At 63.0% G+C, this 17,318-nt stretch carries 17 protein-coding genes; 9 read left to right on the top strand and 8 right to left on the bottom strand.

Features of this window, described 5'->3' with window-relative positions; genetic code table 11:
• Positions 1-65 precede the first annotated feature (65 nt).
• On the top strand, positions 66-1,619 hold the full coding sequence (gene garD / locus APH42_RS20785; RefSeq protein WP_012271962.1) for a galactarate dehydratase: 1,554 nt from the start codon (positions 66-68) through the stop codon (positions 1,617-1,619).
• 91 nt (positions 1,620-1,710) lie between these two features.
• A complete protein-coding gene (locus APH42_RS20780) occupies positions 1,711-3,291 on the top strand; it encodes an aldehyde dehydrogenase (NADP(+)) (RefSeq protein ID WP_060494125.1) in 1,581 nt (526 codons plus the stop codon).
• Between the two features lie 70 nt (positions 3,292-3,361).
• Here the strand turns inward: APH42_RS20780 and APH42_RS20775 are convergent, their stop codons facing one another.
• Positions 3,362-4,111: a FadR/GntR family transcriptional regulator gene (locus APH42_RS20775; protein WP_012271960.1), complete on the bottom strand. Its 750-nt coding sequence runs from the start codon at positions 4,109-4,111 to the stop codon at positions 3,362-3,364.
• A gap of 199 nt (positions 4,112-4,310) precedes the next feature.
• Between APH42_RS20775 and APH42_RS20770 the strand changes: the two genes are divergently transcribed.
• Positions 4,311-4,961: a DUF998 domain-containing protein gene (locus APH42_RS20770; protein ID WP_012271959.1), complete on the top strand. Its 651-nt coding sequence runs from the start codon at positions 4,311-4,313 to the stop codon at positions 4,959-4,961.
• Positions 4,962-5,035: 74 nt separating this feature from the next.
• Positions 5,036-5,365, top strand: a complete 330-nt coding sequence (locus tag APH42_RS20765) for a hypothetical protein (protein WP_012271958.1) — start codon at positions 5,036-5,038, stop codon at positions 5,363-5,365.
• Between the two features lie 79 nt (positions 5,366-5,444).
• Here APH42_RS20765 and APH42_RS20760 read toward each other — a convergent pair whose 3' ends face one another.
• The 3 genes from APH42_RS20760 to APH42_RS20750 all read right to left on the bottom strand — a co-directional run bounded on the left by APH42_RS20760 (position 5,445) and on the right by APH42_RS20750 (position 8,709).
• On the bottom strand, positions 5,445-6,365 hold the full coding sequence (locus APH42_RS20760; protein ID WP_060494124.1) for a LysR family transcriptional regulator: 921 nt from the start codon (positions 6,363-6,365) through the stop codon (positions 5,445-5,447).
• Positions 6,366-6,406: 41 nt separating this feature from the next.
• Complete coding sequence (locus APH42_RS20755) at positions 6,407-7,381, bottom strand: quinone oxidoreductase (protein WP_060494123.1); 975 nt, start codon at positions 7,379-7,381, stop codon at positions 6,407-6,409.
• A gap of 113 nt (positions 7,382-7,494) precedes the next feature.
• Positions 7,495-8,709, bottom strand: a complete 1,215-nt coding sequence (locus APH42_RS20750; protein ID WP_060494122.1) for a YeeE/YedE family protein — start codon at positions 8,707-8,709, stop codon at positions 7,495-7,497.
• Between the two features lie 137 nt (positions 8,710-8,846).
• On the opposite strand from APH42_RS20750, the gene APH42_RS20745 reads away from it, so the two are divergent.
• On the top strand, positions 8,847-9,755 hold the full coding sequence (locus APH42_RS20745) for a LysR family transcriptional regulator (RefSeq protein WP_012271954.1): 909 nt from the start codon (positions 8,847-8,849) through the stop codon (positions 9,753-9,755).
• Here APH42_RS20745 and APH42_RS20740 read toward each other — a convergent pair whose 3' ends face one another.
• A complete protein-coding gene (locus APH42_RS20740) occupies positions 9,756-10,274 on the bottom strand; it encodes a DMT family transporter (protein WP_060494121.1) in 519 nt (172 codons plus the stop codon).
• 202 nt (positions 10,275-10,476) lie between these two features.
• Between APH42_RS20740 and APH42_RS20735 the strand changes: the two genes are divergently transcribed.
• Positions 10,477-11,241: a hypothetical protein gene (locus APH42_RS20735; RefSeq protein ID WP_060494120.1), complete on the top strand. Its 765-nt coding sequence runs from the start codon at positions 10,477-10,479 to the stop codon at positions 11,239-11,241.
• A 4-nt stretch (positions 11,242-11,245) separates the two neighbouring features.
• Here the strand turns inward: APH42_RS20735 and APH42_RS20730 are convergent, their stop codons facing one another.
• A complete protein-coding gene (locus tag APH42_RS20730) occupies positions 11,246-11,827 on the bottom strand; it encodes a hypothetical protein (RefSeq protein WP_012271951.1) in 582 nt (193 codons plus the stop codon).
• A gap of 225 nt (positions 11,828-12,052) precedes the next feature.
• Here APH42_RS20730 and APH42_RS20725 point away from each other — a divergent pair, with 225 nt between their 5' ends.
• Positions 12,053-14,185: a TonB-dependent siderophore receptor gene (locus APH42_RS20725; RefSeq protein WP_060494119.1), complete on the top strand. Its 2,133-nt coding sequence runs from the start codon at positions 12,053-12,055 to the stop codon at positions 14,183-14,185.
• A gap of 67 nt (positions 14,186-14,252) precedes the next feature.
• Here the strand turns inward: APH42_RS20725 and APH42_RS20720 are convergent, their stop codons facing one another.
• On the bottom strand, positions 14,253-15,545 hold the full coding sequence (locus tag APH42_RS20720) for a sorbosone dehydrogenase family protein (protein WP_060494118.1): 1,293 nt from the start codon (positions 15,543-15,545) through the stop codon (positions 14,253-14,255).
• Positions 15,542-15,970 carry a DUF2231 domain-containing protein gene (locus APH42_RS20715; protein WP_060494117.1) on the bottom strand — a complete coding sequence of 143 codons (429 nt, stop codon included), beginning with the start codon at positions 15,968-15,970 and terminating at the stop codon, positions 15,542-15,544. Before APH42_RS20715 ends, APH42_RS20720 begins: the two co-directional genes overlap by 4 nt.
• Before the next feature lie 164 nt (positions 15,971-16,134).
• Between APH42_RS20715 and APH42_RS20710 the strand changes: the two genes are divergently transcribed.
• Both APH42_RS20710 and APH42_RS20705 read left to right on the top strand, forming a co-directional pair.
• The gene (locus APH42_RS20710; protein WP_012271947.1) at positions 16,135-16,425 is read left to right on the top strand and encodes a hypothetical protein; all 291 of its coding nucleotides are present in this window, start codon (positions 16,135-16,137) and stop codon (positions 16,423-16,425) included.
• Between the two features lie 302 nt (positions 16,426-16,727).
• Positions 16,728-17,318: toxin VasX (locus tag APH42_RS20705; protein ID WP_374701060.1), on the top strand; the 591-nt coding region annotated here is incomplete at its 3' end.

Raw genomic sequence — 17,318 nt, 5'->3', positions numbered from 1 at the left:
CCCCGGGGCAACCGGTGCGGGCAGATGTACAAAAAGCCTGAGAACCTGACAAGTAGGGCCCAAACATGCAGTTGATCGAACATTCCGACTCGCCGCGCTACGTCCGCCTGCACGACGACGATAACGTCGTGGTGGTGGTCAACGACGGCGGCCTGGGCGAAGGCGCCCACTTCGCCGACGGCCTGACCTTGGTCGAAGGCGTGCCACAAAGCCACAAGGTCGCAACCAAGGCCATCGCCAAAGGCGAGCCCGTGCGCCGCTACGGGCAAATCATCGGCTACGCGCTGGAGGACCTACGCCAGGGCAGTTGGGTGCAGGAAAGCCAACTGGCCATGCCGGCCGCCCCGGAACTGGACAGCTTGCCGCGCTGCGACGCCGTCCCACAACCGCTGCCGCCACTCGAAGGCTTCACGTTCGAAGGCTACCGCAATGCCGACGGCACCGTTGGCACCCGCAACATCCTCGGCATCACCACCACCGTGCAGTGTGTGACCGGCGTGCTGGAGCATGCGGTCAAGCGCATTCGCAGCGAACTGCTGCCCAAGTACCCCAACGTCGATGACGTGGTAGCCATCACCCACAGCTACGGCTGCGGCGTGGCCATCAACGCTCGCGACGCCTACATCCCGATCCGCACCGTGCGCAACCTGGCCCGCAACCCCAACCTGGGTGGCGAGGCATTGGTCATCAGCCTCGGCTGCGAAAAGCTGCAGGCCGGCCAGGTGATGCACGACAACGACCCGTCGGTAGACCTCAGCGAGCCATGGTTGTACCGCCTGCAGGACGCCAGCCTGGGCTTTGTGGAAATGATCGAGCAAATCATGGAGCTGGCCGAAACCCGCCTCAAGAAGCTCGACCAGCGCCGCCGCGAAACCGTACCGGCCAGCGAGTTGATCCTCGGCATGCAGTGCGGTGGCAGCGATGCCTTCTCGGGCATCACCGCCAACCCTGCGCTGGGCTACGCCGCGGACTTGCTGGTACGTGCCGGTGCTACGGTGCTGTTCTCGGAAGTGACCGAGGTACGAGACGCCATCTACATGCTGACCTCGCGCGCGCAAAACCAGGACGTTGCCGATGCCCTGGTGCGCGAAATGGACTGGTACGACCGCTACCTGCAGCAAGGGGCCGCCGACCGCAGTGCCAACACGACGCCGGGCAACAAGAAAGGTGGCCTGTCCAATATCGTCGAGAAATCCCTGGGGTCGATCGTCAAATCGGGCAGCGGTGCTATCCAGGGCGTGCTTGGCCCAGGCGAGCGGGTAACGCGCAAGGGCCTGATCTTCTGCGCCACCCCGGCCAGCGACTTCGTCTGCGGCACTTTGCAACTGGCCGCCGGCATGAACCTGCATGTGTTCACCACAGGCCGAGGCACCCCTTACGGGCTGGCCATGGCACCCGTGGTCAAGGTGTGCACGCGCACCGAACTGGCCCAGCGTTGGCCCGACCTGATCGATATCGACGCCGGGCGCATCGCCACAGGCCGTTCGACCATCGAAGAGCTGGGCTGGGAACTGTTCCATTACTACCTGGACGTGGCCAGCGGCCGCAAGCAGACCTGGGCCGAGCAGCACCGGCTACACAACGACATCACCCTGTTCAACCCGGCACCGATTACCTGATGCCGAGGGCATGCTGTGGGAGCGGGCATGCCCGCTCCCACAGGTCATGCGACAACCCGCCAGATTTTCTTTCAACCTACAGGAGCACCCCATGCCTGAAATCCTCGGCCACAACTTCATCGCCGGTCGGCGCAGTGCCGCTGGTTCTCAGCGCCTGCAGAGCCTGGACGCCAGCACTGGCGAAGCCCTGCCCTTCAGCTTCGCCCAAGCTACCGAGGCCGAAGTGGACCAGGCCGCCAGCGCCGCCGCCGCCGCCTTCGCCGAATTCCGCCAACTGGCCCCGGCACGTCGTGCCGAGTTTCTCGACGCCATCGCCGCCGAACTGGACGAACTGGACGATGCCTTCGTCGCCATCGTCTGCCGCGAAACAGCCCTGCCCGCCGCCCGTATCCAGGGCGAGCGCGGCCGCACCAGTGGGCAGATGCGCCTGTTCGCCCAGGTACTGCGTCGCGGCGACTTCCTCGGCGCGCGCATCGACCTGGCACTGCCCGCACGCCAACCCCTGCCACGCGTAGACCTGCGCCAGATGCGCATCGGTGTCGGCCCGGTAGCTGTGTTTGGCGCCAGCAACTTCCCGCTGGCCTTCTCCACCGCTGGCGGTGATACCGCCGCAGCCCTGGCCGCCGGCTGCCCGGTGGTGTTCAAGGCGCACAGCGGCCACATGGCCACCGCCGACCTGGTTGCTTGCGCCATCGTGCGCGCTGCCGAACGTACCGGCATGCCCAAAGGCGTGTTCAACATGGTATTCGGAGGCGGCGTGGGCGAGTGGCTGGTCAAGCACCCAGCCATCCAGGCCGTTGGCTTCACCGGCTCGCTGAAAGGCGGTGACGCTCTGTGCCGCATGGCCGCCGAGCGCCCGCAGCCAATCCCGGTGTTCGCCGAGATGTCCAGCATCAACCCGGTCATCATCCTGCCGGGCGCCCTGGCCAAGCGTGGCGAGGCCATTGCTCGCGAACTGGCCGGCTCTGTGTGCATGGGTGCCGGGCAGTTCTGCACCAACCCGGGCCTGGTGATCGGGCTGCAGTCGCCGCAGTACAACCAGTTACTGGCCGACCTTGGCCAGCATCTGGACCAACAGGCCGGGCAAACCATGCTCAACGCGGGAGGCCTGCGCAGCTACGTTGGCGGCCTGGAGCACCTGCATGCCCATAGTGGAATCCAGCACCTGGCCGGCCAGAAGCAGGAAGGCAGCCAGGCCCGCGCCCAGCTGTTCAAGGCCGATGCAGGCCTGCTGGTCCAGTCTGACCCGCTGCTGCAGGAAGAAGTGTTCGGCCCCACCACCGTGGCCGTAGCAGTGCAGGACGACGAACAACTGCGCGCCGCCCTGCTCGGCCTGCGTGGCCAGTTGACCGCTACCCTGATCGGCGAAGCGGAAGATTTCGAGGCCTACGCCTGGTTGGTGCCACTGCTTGAGGAGAAAGTCGGGCGGATCCTGATCAATGGCTACCCGACCGGTGTCGAAGTGTGTGATGCCATGGTTCACGGCGGGCCTTACCCTGCGACCTCGGATGCGCGTGGCACCTCGGTCGGCACCTTGGCCATCGACCGCTTCCTGCGCCCGGTGTGCTACCAGAACTATCCGCAGGCGTTGCTGCCCGAAGCACTGCGCGATGGCAACCCGCTGGGGCTGCGTCGGCTGGTGAACGGGCAATGGAGCGAGGAGGTGATCTGACGGGCTGCCTGAAACAAGAAAGCCCCGCACATGGCGGGGCTTTCTTTTGGCTGGACCGGCGACAAATGGCTCAGGCCCCTTGTGCCTCAGCCGCCTCATGCGCCTGACGCAAGCGCTCGCGGCTGTTGCTCAGGTGCATACGCATGGCCATCTTCGCCCCTTCGCTGTCCTGCCGGGCAATCGCTTCATAGATCGCCTCGTGCTCATGCATCAACCGGCTCATGTAATGCGCCTGATCATCATGGGCCAGCCGCGCCGAGTTCAGCCGGGTGCGCGGAATGATGCTGGTACCCAGGTGGTTGATGATATCGGCGAAGTAGTGGTTACCGCTGGCCTGGGCGATGCGCAAGTGGAACTGGAAGTCCGCCGACACCGCATCAGTGGCATGGGCGGCCCCTTCGTTGAGTTCGTCCAGCGCCGCCCGCATACCAGCCAGCGCTTCATCACTGCGTCGCTGCGCCGCCAGCCCAGCGGACTCGATCTCCAGGGCAATGCGCAACTCCAGCACCGCCAGCACTTCGCGCAGGGTGACCACAGTGGCCGGGTCGATGCGAAAGCCCCCGGTTGCCGGTGCATCCAGCACGAAGGTGCCGATGCCATGACGGGTCTCTACCTGCCCGGCAGCCTGCAGCCGCGAGATCGCCTCACGCACCACGGTGCGGCTGACGCCCTCTTCGGCCATGATCTGCGATTCGGTCGGCAGCTTGTCGCCGCGCTTGAGCTGGCCACTGCGAATGCGCTCGGTCAGCACTGTGACCAGTTCCTGGGCCAGACTGCGCGGCTTGCGCCGGGTCCTTGCCTGTACCTGCTGCTCTGTCATTGCCCTGTATTTCACCTTGAAAGACAGCGCTCATCATAGCGCAAGCGGTTGTACGATCACATACACCCGGTGCGGTATTTATTGCTCACCTTTGCAGGCCCCCAGCCCAGGAAAAACCCACAGAAGCACTGGCTCAAGCCCCGCGCAAGCCTGTACTGTGCGCCCTCACGCTCACTCATCCATGGAAGGACACCGCAGCATGAAAACCCTCGACCGCCTGTTGCTCGGCAGCGGCCTGCTGATACCCCTCTGGCTGTTGGCAGGGGTATGGCTCACCGCCCTGGCGTACCCCGGCTACGACCACCTGCAACAGGCCATGAGCCAGCTGGGTGCGACAGGCTCGCCAACCCACAGCTGGTCGCCACTGCTCAACAATTTTCCCTTGGCCGGGTTGTTCGGCCTGTTTGCCTGGGGCCTCGCCCGACGCTGGCGTGGCTCGAAGCTGGCGCTGCTGAGTGCCGGCCTGGTGTTGCTGCATGGCATCGGCAGCCTGGGAACCGGGTGGTTCCCTTGCGATCAGGGTTGCGCACCGACACAGCCATCCACCGCCCAGCAACTGCATAACCTGTCCGGCTTGCTGATGTTCCTCTCCCTGACCGTTGCCAGCGCCCTCTGGGCATGGCAGGGCAGCCGCATTGCTGGCTCGCCTGCATTTGCGCTGTTTTCTCTGGTCTGTGTAGTGCTGGCGATCGTCACCGTCATACTGATGGGCCAGGCGGCCCAAAGCGGCCAGCTGTTCGGCCTGTATCAGCGCCTGAACTATGGTGTGTCGGTGATCTGGGTCGCCAGCCTGGCGTGGATCAGCCTGCGCAAGCCTGCTGCCAGCCCGCTGCGCATGGCCATATTCTGACGGCAAATTGCTGGCCCCCAGCCACTGAAAGTGAAGGCAAACTCTTTTTCCTTTCAGACGCTTAGGACAGCAACATGCGAGTACTTCTAGCAACGATGGCCGGCTGCCTGCTGGCCACGCTCGCTTTCAGCGCCCAGGCCCGCGCACTGAGCCAGAACGATCGCCACACCTGCGGCTGGGGTGCGCAGATAGCCGCCGAGGCCCAGCAGGCCAAGCTTTCCGGGGTAACCCTGTATGCCACGCGCAAGAAGCTGCAGGTACGCAAATTCCCCAAACCGTGGATGCGCATGACCGCCTTTGGCATTACCGAGCAGACCTACAATAGCCGCTCGCGACTCAAGCCTGCCGCGATCAAGCAGACCTACTACGAGCAGTGTGTTCAGCATGCTGTAGCAAAAAGATAATTACTTATTTATCAATAAGTTATTAAGTAAACATAAAGTCATGTAGGCGTAACCTTGTGCTGCGCCTACAAAGACCGTTTCAGGGCCGCCAAGGGGCGCCGCCCTTGAAACGGTCCTCCAGCCAGGCCTTGAAGGCGCCCAGGGCCGCTGTATTCAGGCGTGCGGTGGGTCGCACCAGGTAGATGCCCGCCGCCACGTCCAATTGCCATTGCGGCAGCACCCGTACTAGGTTGCCGCTGGCCAGGTCCTCGCCCATCAGCCAGTCGCCACCCGCCAAAATTCCTACACCGCGGCGCGCTGCCTCCAGCAGCGCTTCGTTGTCATTGCTGCGCAGGCTACCGGTAACCTTGACGTTTACCTGATGCGCGCCGCTCTTCAGGCGCCATTCAGGAAATGATCGTAAACCACTGAAACCTAAACAATTATGCTCAGGCAATTGTTCCGGCTCCGCAGGCACCCCATGCCGAGCGAGGTACTGAGGCGATGCGCACAGGATGCGTACGTGATCGCATAATTTCCTCGCCACCAGTCGATTGTCCGCTAGCTCACCAATGCGAATCGCGGCGTCGAAGCCCTCGCCGATCAGGTCAACGAAACGGTCGGCGTACTCGGCCTCCACCGTCACTTGCGGGTAGGCCAGCACAAAGTCGGCAAGCATCCCGCTTAACCAGCGCCTGCCCATGGCCGCCGGTAACGCCAGACGCAGGCGCCCACGCACCGTTGCAGCGCCTTCGGCAGCCTCCTGCTCCGCTTCGGCAATCAGCCGGCTTGCCTCGCGTACCTTGGCTACCAGCCGCTGTCCCTCATCGGTAAAGCGCAACTGCCGCGTGCTGCGCTCCACCAGGCGAATGCCCAGCCGCGTTTCCAGTGAGCTCAGGCGTTTCGACAGCACCGTGGGGTGGCGCTCCAGTTGTCGCCCGGCAGCAGCAAACGAGCCCTGCTCATGCAAGGCCAGCAAAGTGGCAAGTTCATCGGCGCGGCGGCTGTCGAAGGCATCCATGGCAAGGCTCGGCTCAGGGCAGTGGGGTCAAGGATCGGGCATCAGGCAGTCAGTACCAACGCGCCCTCCGACCGCCCTTGCTCCAGGTCCCCGTGGGCCTTGGCTGCGTCAGCCAGCGGGTAGCGACGCCACACCCGAGGCTGGATGATACCCTCGGCGACGGCCGTCAGCACATCGGCCGCACGCTGCTGGTACTCCTCGACCGTGCGGGTGTGGGCCGCTAACGACGGCCGGGTCAGGTACAACGAGCCCTTGGCATTGAGCGTGGCCACCTCGATAGCCGCCGGTGCACCGGAGGTGCCACCGAACGACACCAACAGGCCGCGCACTCGCAGGCTGTCCAGCGAAGCCTCCAGCGACACCTTGCCCACGCAGTCATACACCACATCCACCCCTTGCCCTTGGGTCAGCTTGCGCACCTGGCTGGCCAAGGTTGCCGCGTCGAACACCAGCACATGCTGGCAGCCTGCTGCCTGTGCCCTCGCCACACTTTGCGGGCGCGACACCACGCCGATCACCGTCGCCCCCAGGTGCCGCGCCCAAGGTGCCATCAGCTGGCCCAAGGCACCGGCTGCGCCGTATAGCAGCACTTGTGTACCCGGCCCCACGGCAAAGGTGGTTTTCAACAAGTATTGCGCCGTAATGCCCTTGAACAGCACCGCTGCGGCGGCTTCGTCCTCCAGCTGCGGCGGCAGCTTGACCAGCCGTTCGGCCGGGAACAGCCGGCCGCTGGCATAAGCGCCGACCGGCCCCATCGCATAGGCGACCCGGTCGCCGACCTGCACGTTGCGAACCCCATCGCCGAGGGCAGTGACCCTACCTGCACCTTCCAGCCCCAGGCCTGACGGCAATGCCAGCCCTGCCCCACCCTTGCGCTGCAACACGTCCAGCGGGTTCACACCCATGGCTGTCTGTTCCAGCCAGACCTGCCCAGGCCCTGGAGTTTGCACCGCCATGTGTTCGAGCTGCATGACATCGGCAGTGCCGGTGCCATTGAGAATGATGCGGGTAACCATGATCGAATCCTGCTGGATGAGTGTTCGAATCAGGCTAATCAGGTAGGAAACGTTGAACAATCAGGCGAGGTGCAGATGATTTCTGCACCCCTTGCAGCAATCAAATCAGTGCTTCAGCACCCGCCCAGTACCGCAGGGCGCCGCTCACCAGCGAAAAACAGCGGGCGCAGGCGCACGCCGACCAGGTTGCCAGCATAGGCCGCCACCAGCCACAGCCAGCCATGCACGCTGCCCGAGGCGATACCGCTGAAATACGCACCGATGTTGCACCCGTACGCCAGGCGCGAACCGTAGCCCAGCAGCAGGCCGCCAATCACTGCGGCCACCAGCGACGGCAGCGGGATCTTCAGGCTTGGCGCAAAGCGCCCGGCCAGGCCCGCCGCCAGCAACGCCCCCAGCACGATGCCCAGGTCCATCACTGTGGTGATGTCCTGCCACAACGGCGCCGCCAAGGCCTTGGCATTGGCCGGAGCCTGCCAGAACACCCAACTGCCGACATCCACACCCAACCCGTTGAGCACCTTAGCCCCCCACAGGGCGAACGCCGAGGTAATGCCCCATGGCCGCCCCGCCAGCGCCAAGGTCGCGTAGTTCAACAAGGCCAGGGCGACAGCGCCCCACAGCAATGGCCAAGGACCACGCAGGAAGCGGCGCAGGCCCTGGTGTTCGCTGGCAACCGGCGCCTCAAGCGCGCCATGCCGGCGTTTTTCCAGCACCACGGTAGCCCAGGCGATCAACCCGAATACCGCCAGGCTAACCAACAGCGCAGGCCCTACCCCCCAGGTTTGCACGATCGAGGTGGCCGGGAACGACGGCAAGGCGAACCACCAATCAGCATGATGGGTAGCGCTGACCGAGCCGATGATGAAGAACAGCAGGGTTACCAGCATGCGCGCATTACCACCCCCTACGGTGAACAGCGTGCCCGATGCGCAACCGCCGCCCAGCTGCATGCCGATGCCGAAAATGAACGCCCCGAACACCACAGAGACACCCGCCGGGGCTACCAGACCGGTGACCGGGTTACCGAACAGGCTACCTGCCGAAAGCGCCGGGAAGAACAGCAGCACGGCCAAGGTCAGCATGACCATCTGTGCGCGCAGGCCTGCGCCACGTCGCTCGTTGATGAACACTCGCCAGGCCGAAGTGAAACCGAAGGCGGCGTGATACAGCGTCAGACCAAGCGCGGCGCCGACCACCAGCAACAAAACCTGCTTGAAGCCGGCATTGAAGTTGAGGAACCAGGCGCCAGCCAGCAGCAAGGTCATGGCGATAATAGGTGCGCCAAGGCGACGCGGTTCGGGTGTGGCAGTTGCGGAAAGACCCATCGGAATACTCGGATAACAGTAAAACGGACGGGGAGTATAACGCTAGACAGGTCGGCGCAGCCCTTTGTGGGGGCCATGTGGCCACATCATTTGTTAAGCTGATTCACGCCTTTAATTTCTACAGGATCATTCACTCCATGGATGAGCTGCGCAAGATCGACCTCAACCTACTGCTCGCCTTGCACGCCCTGCTCAGCGAAAAGCACGTGACCCGCGCCGCGCTGCGCCTGCACCGCAGTCAACCGGCAGTCAGCCACGCCCTGGCGCAGTTGCGTAAACACTTCGACGACCCGTTGCTGGTACGCCAAGGCGGCGGCATGGCCCTCAGCGCCCGCGCCCAGTCGCTGGCCCAACCCCTGCAAGATGCCCTGGGCAACCTCAACGGCCTGCTGGCTACCCCGTTGTTCGAACCCGCCAGGGCCCAGCGCCGTTTCCGGCTGTCACTGTCTGACTATTCCTCGCGCCTTATCCTGCCGCCTCTGCTACGCCATCTGCGCCAGGTAGCACCCGGGGTGGACCTGGCCATCAGCCAGGCCAGCCGCGAAACGATGCTGGCCCAGTTGCTCGACGGCGAACTGGACCTGGCCCTGGGCCTGTTCCCAGACCTGCCCCAGGACATCACCGCCCAGCCCCTGTTTGCCGACCGTTTCATCAGTGTTGCCGATCGCCAGGTATTGCCCCCTCGCGGTGATCTGGCCCTGGAAGACTGGCTGGCACGCCCCCATGTGTTGATGGCCATGCGCCCGGATGCCTTCGATGAAATCGAGCGTGCACTGGCCGCCCAAGGCCTGCGCCGTCGTATTGCCTTGGCCTTGCCACACTGGAGCGCGGCAGTCGAAGTGCTGGCTGGCACCGATCTGATCCTGACGGTGGCCAGCCGCGCTGTAGGGTCGTTACGCCAACACAAGACACTGCGCCAGTTCACGCCGCCACTGGCTATTCCCTCATTCGACTACCAGCAGGCCTGGCACAGCCGCAAGGACAGCGACCCTGGGCACCGCTGGCTGCGCGAAACCGTGTGGGCCTGCAGCCAGCCAGGGCGCTGATCAGTTTTCCTGCTGCTTCACCGGTACCGTGGAATCGGCCGATGGCGCCGGCGCCCATGTACCCTGCACCAGCAGCACACCGCACAGGATTAGCACTACACCCGCTACCCTGGCCAGGCTGAGCGGCTTACCGCCCAGCCCCATTACCCCGAAGTGGTCGGCGAGCACCGCTGTGATGATCTGCCCGGCCACCACCAGCACCAGGAACCCCGCCGCGCCCAGTTTGGGAGTAAGTGCTGCGGCACCGGCCACATACATCGCCCCCAGCACTCCCCCGACCCAAAGCCACCATGGCCCCTGCAGGGCCTTGTCTAGGTCTGGCACTGGCACTCTGAGGATCAACAGCGCGGCGACAACCACCAGCGAACTCACCGTCAACGACGTGAATGCCCCCCACAGCCAGTGCCCCAACGCCCGGCCGACGGCGGCATTACCTGCGGCCTGGAACGGCAAAACTGCCCCGGCTAGCAACGCCAGGGCAAAGGGAAGCACCAGAAGACACAGGGTTTTACTGAACATGGCAATCCTCATCGCTGACCAATATTCACGCCATGATCGAAAATTCCCCAAACTTATGGAAATCGAAAACATGCACGCACACTATTCGCCAGGCGCATGAATAGATACGTTCTCTACCTATTGAGCTAGGCTCCTGTCCCGTCGCGACACCCAAGGGCCTCGCTACGAGCAAACCTAAAGCTGATGTGATGGAACACATTCGATGACAGATGAACGCAAAACCCTGCTTGATCTAGGGCAGTTACCAACCCGCAACCTCGCCGAATGCCTGGCGGTGGACCAGAGAGCCCTGGTCGGCTCGTTGGCCACCCTGCTGCCAGCCACGCTCATCGACGATTTGACCGCCTGCGCTGAAGACACAGCCTCGTTGGGCCTGTCGAAGAAGATCGCAGCCATCGGGCTGGCGCTGGGGCAATGGTTGGAGCAGGCCTCCTCGCCGATGCGCGAGCAAGTGCTGGCGCAGTGCAGCTCGCATGCTTCCGATACCGTGCGCAGCTGGGCGGCCTTCGCCCAAGCGCATTTATCGCGCACGCAACTGCTGGAGCCTGCACTGCTGGCGCAGTTGCGATTCGCTCGCGATGAGCATTTTGGCGTACGCGAGTGGGCGTGGATGGCCTTGCGCCCACGCCTGGCCCAAGAACTGGACGCAGCCCTCGCACTGCTCGGGCCTTACGCCGGCGACCTGAACCCGCTGGTAAGGCGCTTCTGTATCGAGGTGCTACGCCCACGTGGGGTGTGGTGCGAGCACATCAACGCACTCAAGCAAACGCCTGAAGCGGCTGAGCCGCTGCTGGTACCGCGCCTGGCAGAAGCTGACAAATACGCTCAGGACTCGGTCGCCAACTGGCTCAATGACGCCAGCAAGACCCGCCCGGATTGGGTGATCCAGCTGTTCGTGCGCCATCCGCCGTCATGCAAGGCATCACGACGGATACATACACGGGCAACCCGCAGCCTACCTCGATGAATGCTCAGCGCGAGGTTTCAATGCGCAGCACTTCGGTGTAGATCGCGTCGACCGTCTGGCCAACCTTGAGGTTCTTCATGCGCGCCTGCAGGTCTGGGTTCTCGACCTTGACGACCTGCAGCTTGCCCTCTGGTGGCAGCAGGCTCACCTCATGCTGCTTGAGGTCGATCTTCTTGATCTGCGAAGTGACCCTGACCTGGCGGAATGCCTCGCCACCCGGGTTGGGGTTTTGCGCAGTGGCGCGAATGGTCCCCGACTCCTCACTGGCCTTTGGCGCCCCACCCACATTGGTGTTGAGCACATAAGCCACGGCACGGGTGACGAAGATATCGACCTGGTCGCCCACTTTGAGATTAGGCAGGGCCTTGGCCTTTTCCGTGAGCTGGAACGTCACATCCTTCTTGTTATCAGGGCCCTTCACCGTCACCTGGCGGTTGGCCAGGTCGATGGCTGTGACTTGCGTGGTGACGTGGCTTTCCAGTGCCTCGCTGGCAATCGGGATATCAGCAGCGTGTGCCGTGAGGCTGGCAGCGGAAACCAGTGTGGCCAAGGCAACTGCACGAGCGAGAGAACGAATCGGGTTCATAGGCCTGCTTCCATGTGATCAAGACCAAAAAAGGGCGCGAAAGGCTCACGCGCCAACAAGCATAGACGTTGCCCACCACCCTGCCCGCACACATCCGCTGCGACCGGTTTCGCCTCCTTCTCGCCACCCCACGCTTGTAATAGCAAATGCGAACTCTTTACACTTGCTTTACATTTACAAATCATTACTATTCGTGACCTCGAAAACAACAAAGAGTCACCTGTAATGGCAAAAAGGTCTGTTGCCCCAGCATCCATTTCCATGCTGGGCCTGCTGGTTGTGCCTGCTGTTCACGCTGCCGTTCAAACCCAAGCGCAGGGTAGCCTCGCCCTGCCCGCCACTGCCGTCACCAGCGCCTACGAGCAGCAAAGCTACAAGGCCAGTGAAAGCCGCAGCGCCATGAAGATCGACGCGCCGCTGCGTGATATCCCGCAAACCGTCAACGTCGTGCCCGAAAGCGTAATCAAGGATCAGGGCGCGCAGTCCATGGAGGACGTGCTGAAGAACGTGCCCGGCATCGGCCTGTCCAACGGCGACGGCCAGCGCGACCAGGTGACCATCCGCGGCTTCAGCGCCATTGGCGACATGTACATCGACGGCGTGCGCGACGATGCCCTGTACTTCCGTGACCTGTCCAACGTCGAGCGTGTCGAGGTGATCAAGGGCCCAGCCGCCGTGCTGTATGGCCGTGGCTCTTCGGGCGGGCTGATCAACAGCATCAGCAAGAAGCCAAGCTTCACGCCCAAGCGCGAAGTGGGCTTGAGCTTCGACAGCGAAGGCAAACGCCGCACGCAGTTCGACACCGGTTGGGCCGACCCGCAAAGCAACCAGGCCTACCGCGTGACCGGCGCCTTCGAAGACAGCGACACCTTCCGCGACGATGGCTATATCGACCGCAAGGCCATCGCGCCGTCGGCCTACTTCCGCCTCTCGGACGACCTGGAACTGAACCTGGGCGCCACCTACCTGTACGACAAGCGCCTGATCGACTTCGGCATCCCGGCCCTGGGCAACCGCCCGGTGGATGTCGATCGCGACAAGCGCTTCGGCTCTGGCGATGCCGACCAGGACTACGCCCGCAGCGAGGTGTTCTCGCTGACCGCCAGCCTGGACTACCGCATCAACGACAGCTTCACGCTGACCAACACCAGCCGTTACTACCGCTACGACCTGGACCGCAACAACACCCTGGCCGACAGCAGCCCGACACGCTTCGTCACTGCGCCCAACGGCGAATTGCTGGTCAAGCTCAACCGTGGCAACGTTGCCCGTGACGAGTACGGTGTATTCAACCAGACCGAACTCAAGCAGCAGGCGCAAGTGGCCGGCATGCAGCACAACCTGCTGTATGGCGTGGAAGTGGGCTTGCAGGACAAGTACCAGCGCGTGCTGAGCCAAAACAATGTGGCCCAGGTGCCGGTGTACCGCGACGCCCTGGTGCCGGTGCCAGACCATGCCGCCAACCTGTCGTCCAAAGGCACCAACTTCCAGCAGACCACCGGTTTGTACCTGCAGGACATGATCGAGCTTAACGAGCACTGGAAGGCCCTGGTGGGTGTGCGTTATGACATCTTCGGCCAGGAGTACGACGACGACCGCGTGCAGAACGTCGACCTCGACCGCACCGACAAGACCTGGAGCCCGCGCGCCGGCCTGGTCTATCAGCCGGACACCATCCAGTCCTACTACGTGTCGGTCAGCCGCAGCTACCAGCCTTCGGGCGAAGTGTTCGCGGTCAGCCCGACCAACCAGCATCTGGAGCCGGAAGAAACCACCAACTATGAAATCGGCGCCAAATGGGACCTGCTCGACAGCCGCCTGTCGCTGACCGCTGCGGTGTTCCGCCTTGAGCGCACCAACATGAAGACTGCCGACCCGGCCAACCCCAACCTGACCGTACTGGCGGGCGAGCAACGTACCGATGGTTTCGAAGCCACCGTCAGCGGGCAGCTCTCGGACAAGTGGCAAGTCTACGCCGGTTACGCCTACCTGGATGCCGAGATCACCAAGTCGAACAGCAAGACCAATGGCGTGGCCAATGAAGGCCAGACCCCTACGCTGACGCCGCGTAACAGCGCCAACATCTGGCTGGTGCGCACCCTGACCCCAGAGTGGCGCGTGGCTGCCGGTGCCAACTACGTCGACGAGCGCTACACCGCGCTCGACAACGTAGTGGTGATGCCGGGCTACACCACCTTCGACGCCGCACTGCTGTACAGCGTGCCGCAGTGGGATGCCGCGCTGCGCCTGAAGAACGCCTTCGACCGTGACTACTATGCCTCGGCGCACGGCTCGGTGGACCTGGTTACGCCAGGGGCACCACGGACGCTGGAAGCCAGCTTCAACTACCGCTTCTGAAGCGCTGCGCGATCCGTGTAGACGCTGTCGCGCAAGCCCAGCGGATCGCGCAACCCCGGTAGTTCATTCAGCGATTGCGCGTCACCCGCCAAACCGTATTCGCCAAATCATCGGCAATGATCAACGCCCCACGGGGGTCCACTGTCACCCCCACCGGCCGTCCACGGGTCTTGCCATCCTCACCTCGGAACCCCGTGGCGAAGTCGATCGGCTCTCCCGCAGGCTTGCCATTGCTGAACGGCACGAAAATCACCTTGTAGCCCACCGGGTCAGGTCGGTTCCAGCTGCCGTGCTCGCCCACGAAGACACCGTCGGAAAACCCATCCCCCATGGCCGGTATCGAGAAGTCGACACCCAGGGCAGCCACATGCGAGCCCAGGCTGTAATCCGGCTTGATCGCCGCTGCCACCTTGCCTGGGTTCTGCGGCCGCACACGGTCATCCACGTTCTGTCCCCAGTAGCTGTAAGGCCAACCATAGAAGCCGCCCTCACGCACCGATGTGAGGTAATCCGGCACCAGGTCGGGGCCCAGTTCATCCCGCTCGTTGACCACCGTCCACAACTGCCCGGTCTGCGGCTGAATGGTCAATGCCGTCGGATTGCGCAGGCCGGTGGCGTAGGGCCGGTGCGCACCGGTTTTGGCATCGACCTGCCAGACCATGGCCCGATCGATCTCGACCTCCAGGCCGCGCTCGGTGATATTGCTGTTCGAGCCTATGCCCACGTACAGGTAACGACCATCCGGGCTGATGGTCAGCGCCTTGGTCCAGTGGTGGTTGATCTCGGCCGGCAGGTCGGTGACCTTGGTGGGCGAGCCTTCGGCCTGGGTCTGGCCTTCCTTGTAGTCGAAGCGCACCAGCGCATCCTGGTTGGCCACATACAGCTTGCCGTCGGCAAACGCCAAGCCGTAGGGGGCGTTGAGGTTTTCCGCGAACACGGTCTGCACCTCATAGGCGCCATCGCCGTCGGCATCACGCAGCAAGGTCAGGCGGTTGCCGCCCTTTACCTGCGTGTTGCCCTTGGCCTTGATCTGGCTGGCAATCACGTCCTTGGGCTTGAGCTTGGCCGCACTGCCACCCCTGCCCTCGGCTACCAGAATGTCACCATTGGGCAGCACCAGGCTCTGCCGCGGAATCTTCAGGTCAGTGGCAATGGCCGTGACGCTGAAACCCTCCGGCACGGTCGGTTTCTGTTCACCCCAGGCAACCGGCTGCGCAATCTTCATGCTCGGCAGCAAGCCGCGCTGCGGCTCCGGCAGCTTCGGGTCTGGGCCGTGGGCCTGGGTCGGCTCACCGTCGCCACCACAGGCACCAAGCGCCAGCGTCAAGCTCAACAGGCTCAATGCATGTAAAGGCTTCATGCCGCACCTCCCGAACGCAGGTTGCTCAAGCCGGTCCATGCAGCCACTACCGCAAGCACGGTCACGATCACCGACAACACCAGCCCCGACGGCATCACTGCCCAAGCGTCCTTGGCATGTTCGAAGGCATTGATCAGCCCAAGCACCCAGGTCACCAGCAGCAGCACGAAATACAGCGTAGGGCGCCCGCCCTTGCGTTCGGCGCGGATCAGGTTGGCCAGCGCGAACAGCAGTGCCAGCCCGCAGAACACCAGCGCACCGGCGATCAGCCAGGCGGCGAAGTTACTCCACTGGATTTGATAACTGTTGTAGTAGGCGATATCGCTCAGTAGCGCACCCAGAAACAACGGCACACTGCCGGCCAGCAACAAGGCGTGCAGCGGGCTGGGTGTACAGCGGTAGAAATTTTGGTCAGATGCGGTCACGGTGCCTCCTTTTCATTCAGTGACCCGGGGCTGATGGGCTTGTACCATCAGTTGAGCGCAGGGTGCGCTTAGCAAAGGAGCCCCTTGACGCCGCGATAGTTCACCGTTTGGCTTGAATGAAATATCCTGCAAGGCATTTGCCGCCAAGCGGACAAGGGGATCACATGCGCAGACAACCGATACGCCCAATCGAGTCCTGGGTGCTGAACACCCTGCTAGCCCTCAGCCTGGCGCTCACCGCTGGCTGCTCCAGCAAACCCCGCTACGCCACACCTGCGGTGGGCTCCAACTGCTTCGCCAAAGCCGTCCCCACGACCGGCGAGGGTGGCCTGGCCTGGGGCAATACCCTCAGCATTGCCCGTCAGAAGTCGATGAACAACTGCATACGCTATGCCAGTCGCTCGGGAGGCACACCGAGAACTTGCCAAGTCGTCATGGCCAAGTGCAAAAACTGAATAGATAGAGGACGGTTTAAGTAAGGAAACTCCTACAAACTTAGTTATAACTTCCCCCGTTACTAAAGCACGAATAAACCCACATAAAATATTACACTTTCACCCTCGACCAAAAATAATTAATCGAGGCATCCTACTTCGCTTATCGCCCAGCAAATCCATATCCCTACAACTTAAAATAGCAAGTAAGAAATTTCTTACACAACAATCGTCAGCCAATTATCTTTCAGTCTTTTCTGTACTGGAGCAGGCCACTCTACGCCTAATGTCTGAAAGGGCTGCTCTCTGAGCAAGGAACTCTCATGAGCAATGCCTCCGTCAGCAGTGCCACCTCTGGTCCCGCCTGCAGTGCACGCATCCCCATCCTGCCAGTGCGCTATGCCATCGTGCCGCGCACCGGCGACTCCCCCGCCTACCGCTATGCCGACGCAGGCTTCAACCTCGAACAAGGCTTTGCCCCGCTGCAGCACTCCGCCTATACCCTCCGCGCCCTGCGTCAGGGCTATGTCTACGTGTTCATGAAAGGCCCGCTGGGCGAAAAGCTGGTCATCCATGAGTACGTTGGCGCAGGCCTGTACAAGGAACTGCGCTACCAAGGGCTGGAGAACTACCACCTGCGTGAACGCTACCTCTCCAGCCGCACCCTGGGCTGGGTGTGGGCCGATACCTGCCCCGATACCGCCAAGGAAGTCTGGATCGGCTACAGCCCACACCTGTGGACCAACGCCATGACCGCCCGCATCACCGGCTCGCCTGCCCTGCGCAAACGGCACATGCGCCAGTTGGACATGGCCGAGTTGGTGAGCGGCAACCAAGCGCCGTCCACCCAGCCCCATGTGCTGCCGGTCAGCGCCCTGCAAACCTGGGTCGAAGACTTCAAACCGCCCCACCTG

Source organism: Pseudomonas sp. NBRC 111140 (assembly GCF_001320885.1).
Taxonomy (GTDB): domain Bacteria; phylum Pseudomonadota; class Gammaproteobacteria; order Pseudomonadales; family Pseudomonadaceae; genus Aquipseudomonas; species Aquipseudomonas putida_P.
The sequence above is the reverse complement of the archived record's forward strand: the minus strand, read 5'-3'. Positions and strand labels throughout refer to the sequence as shown.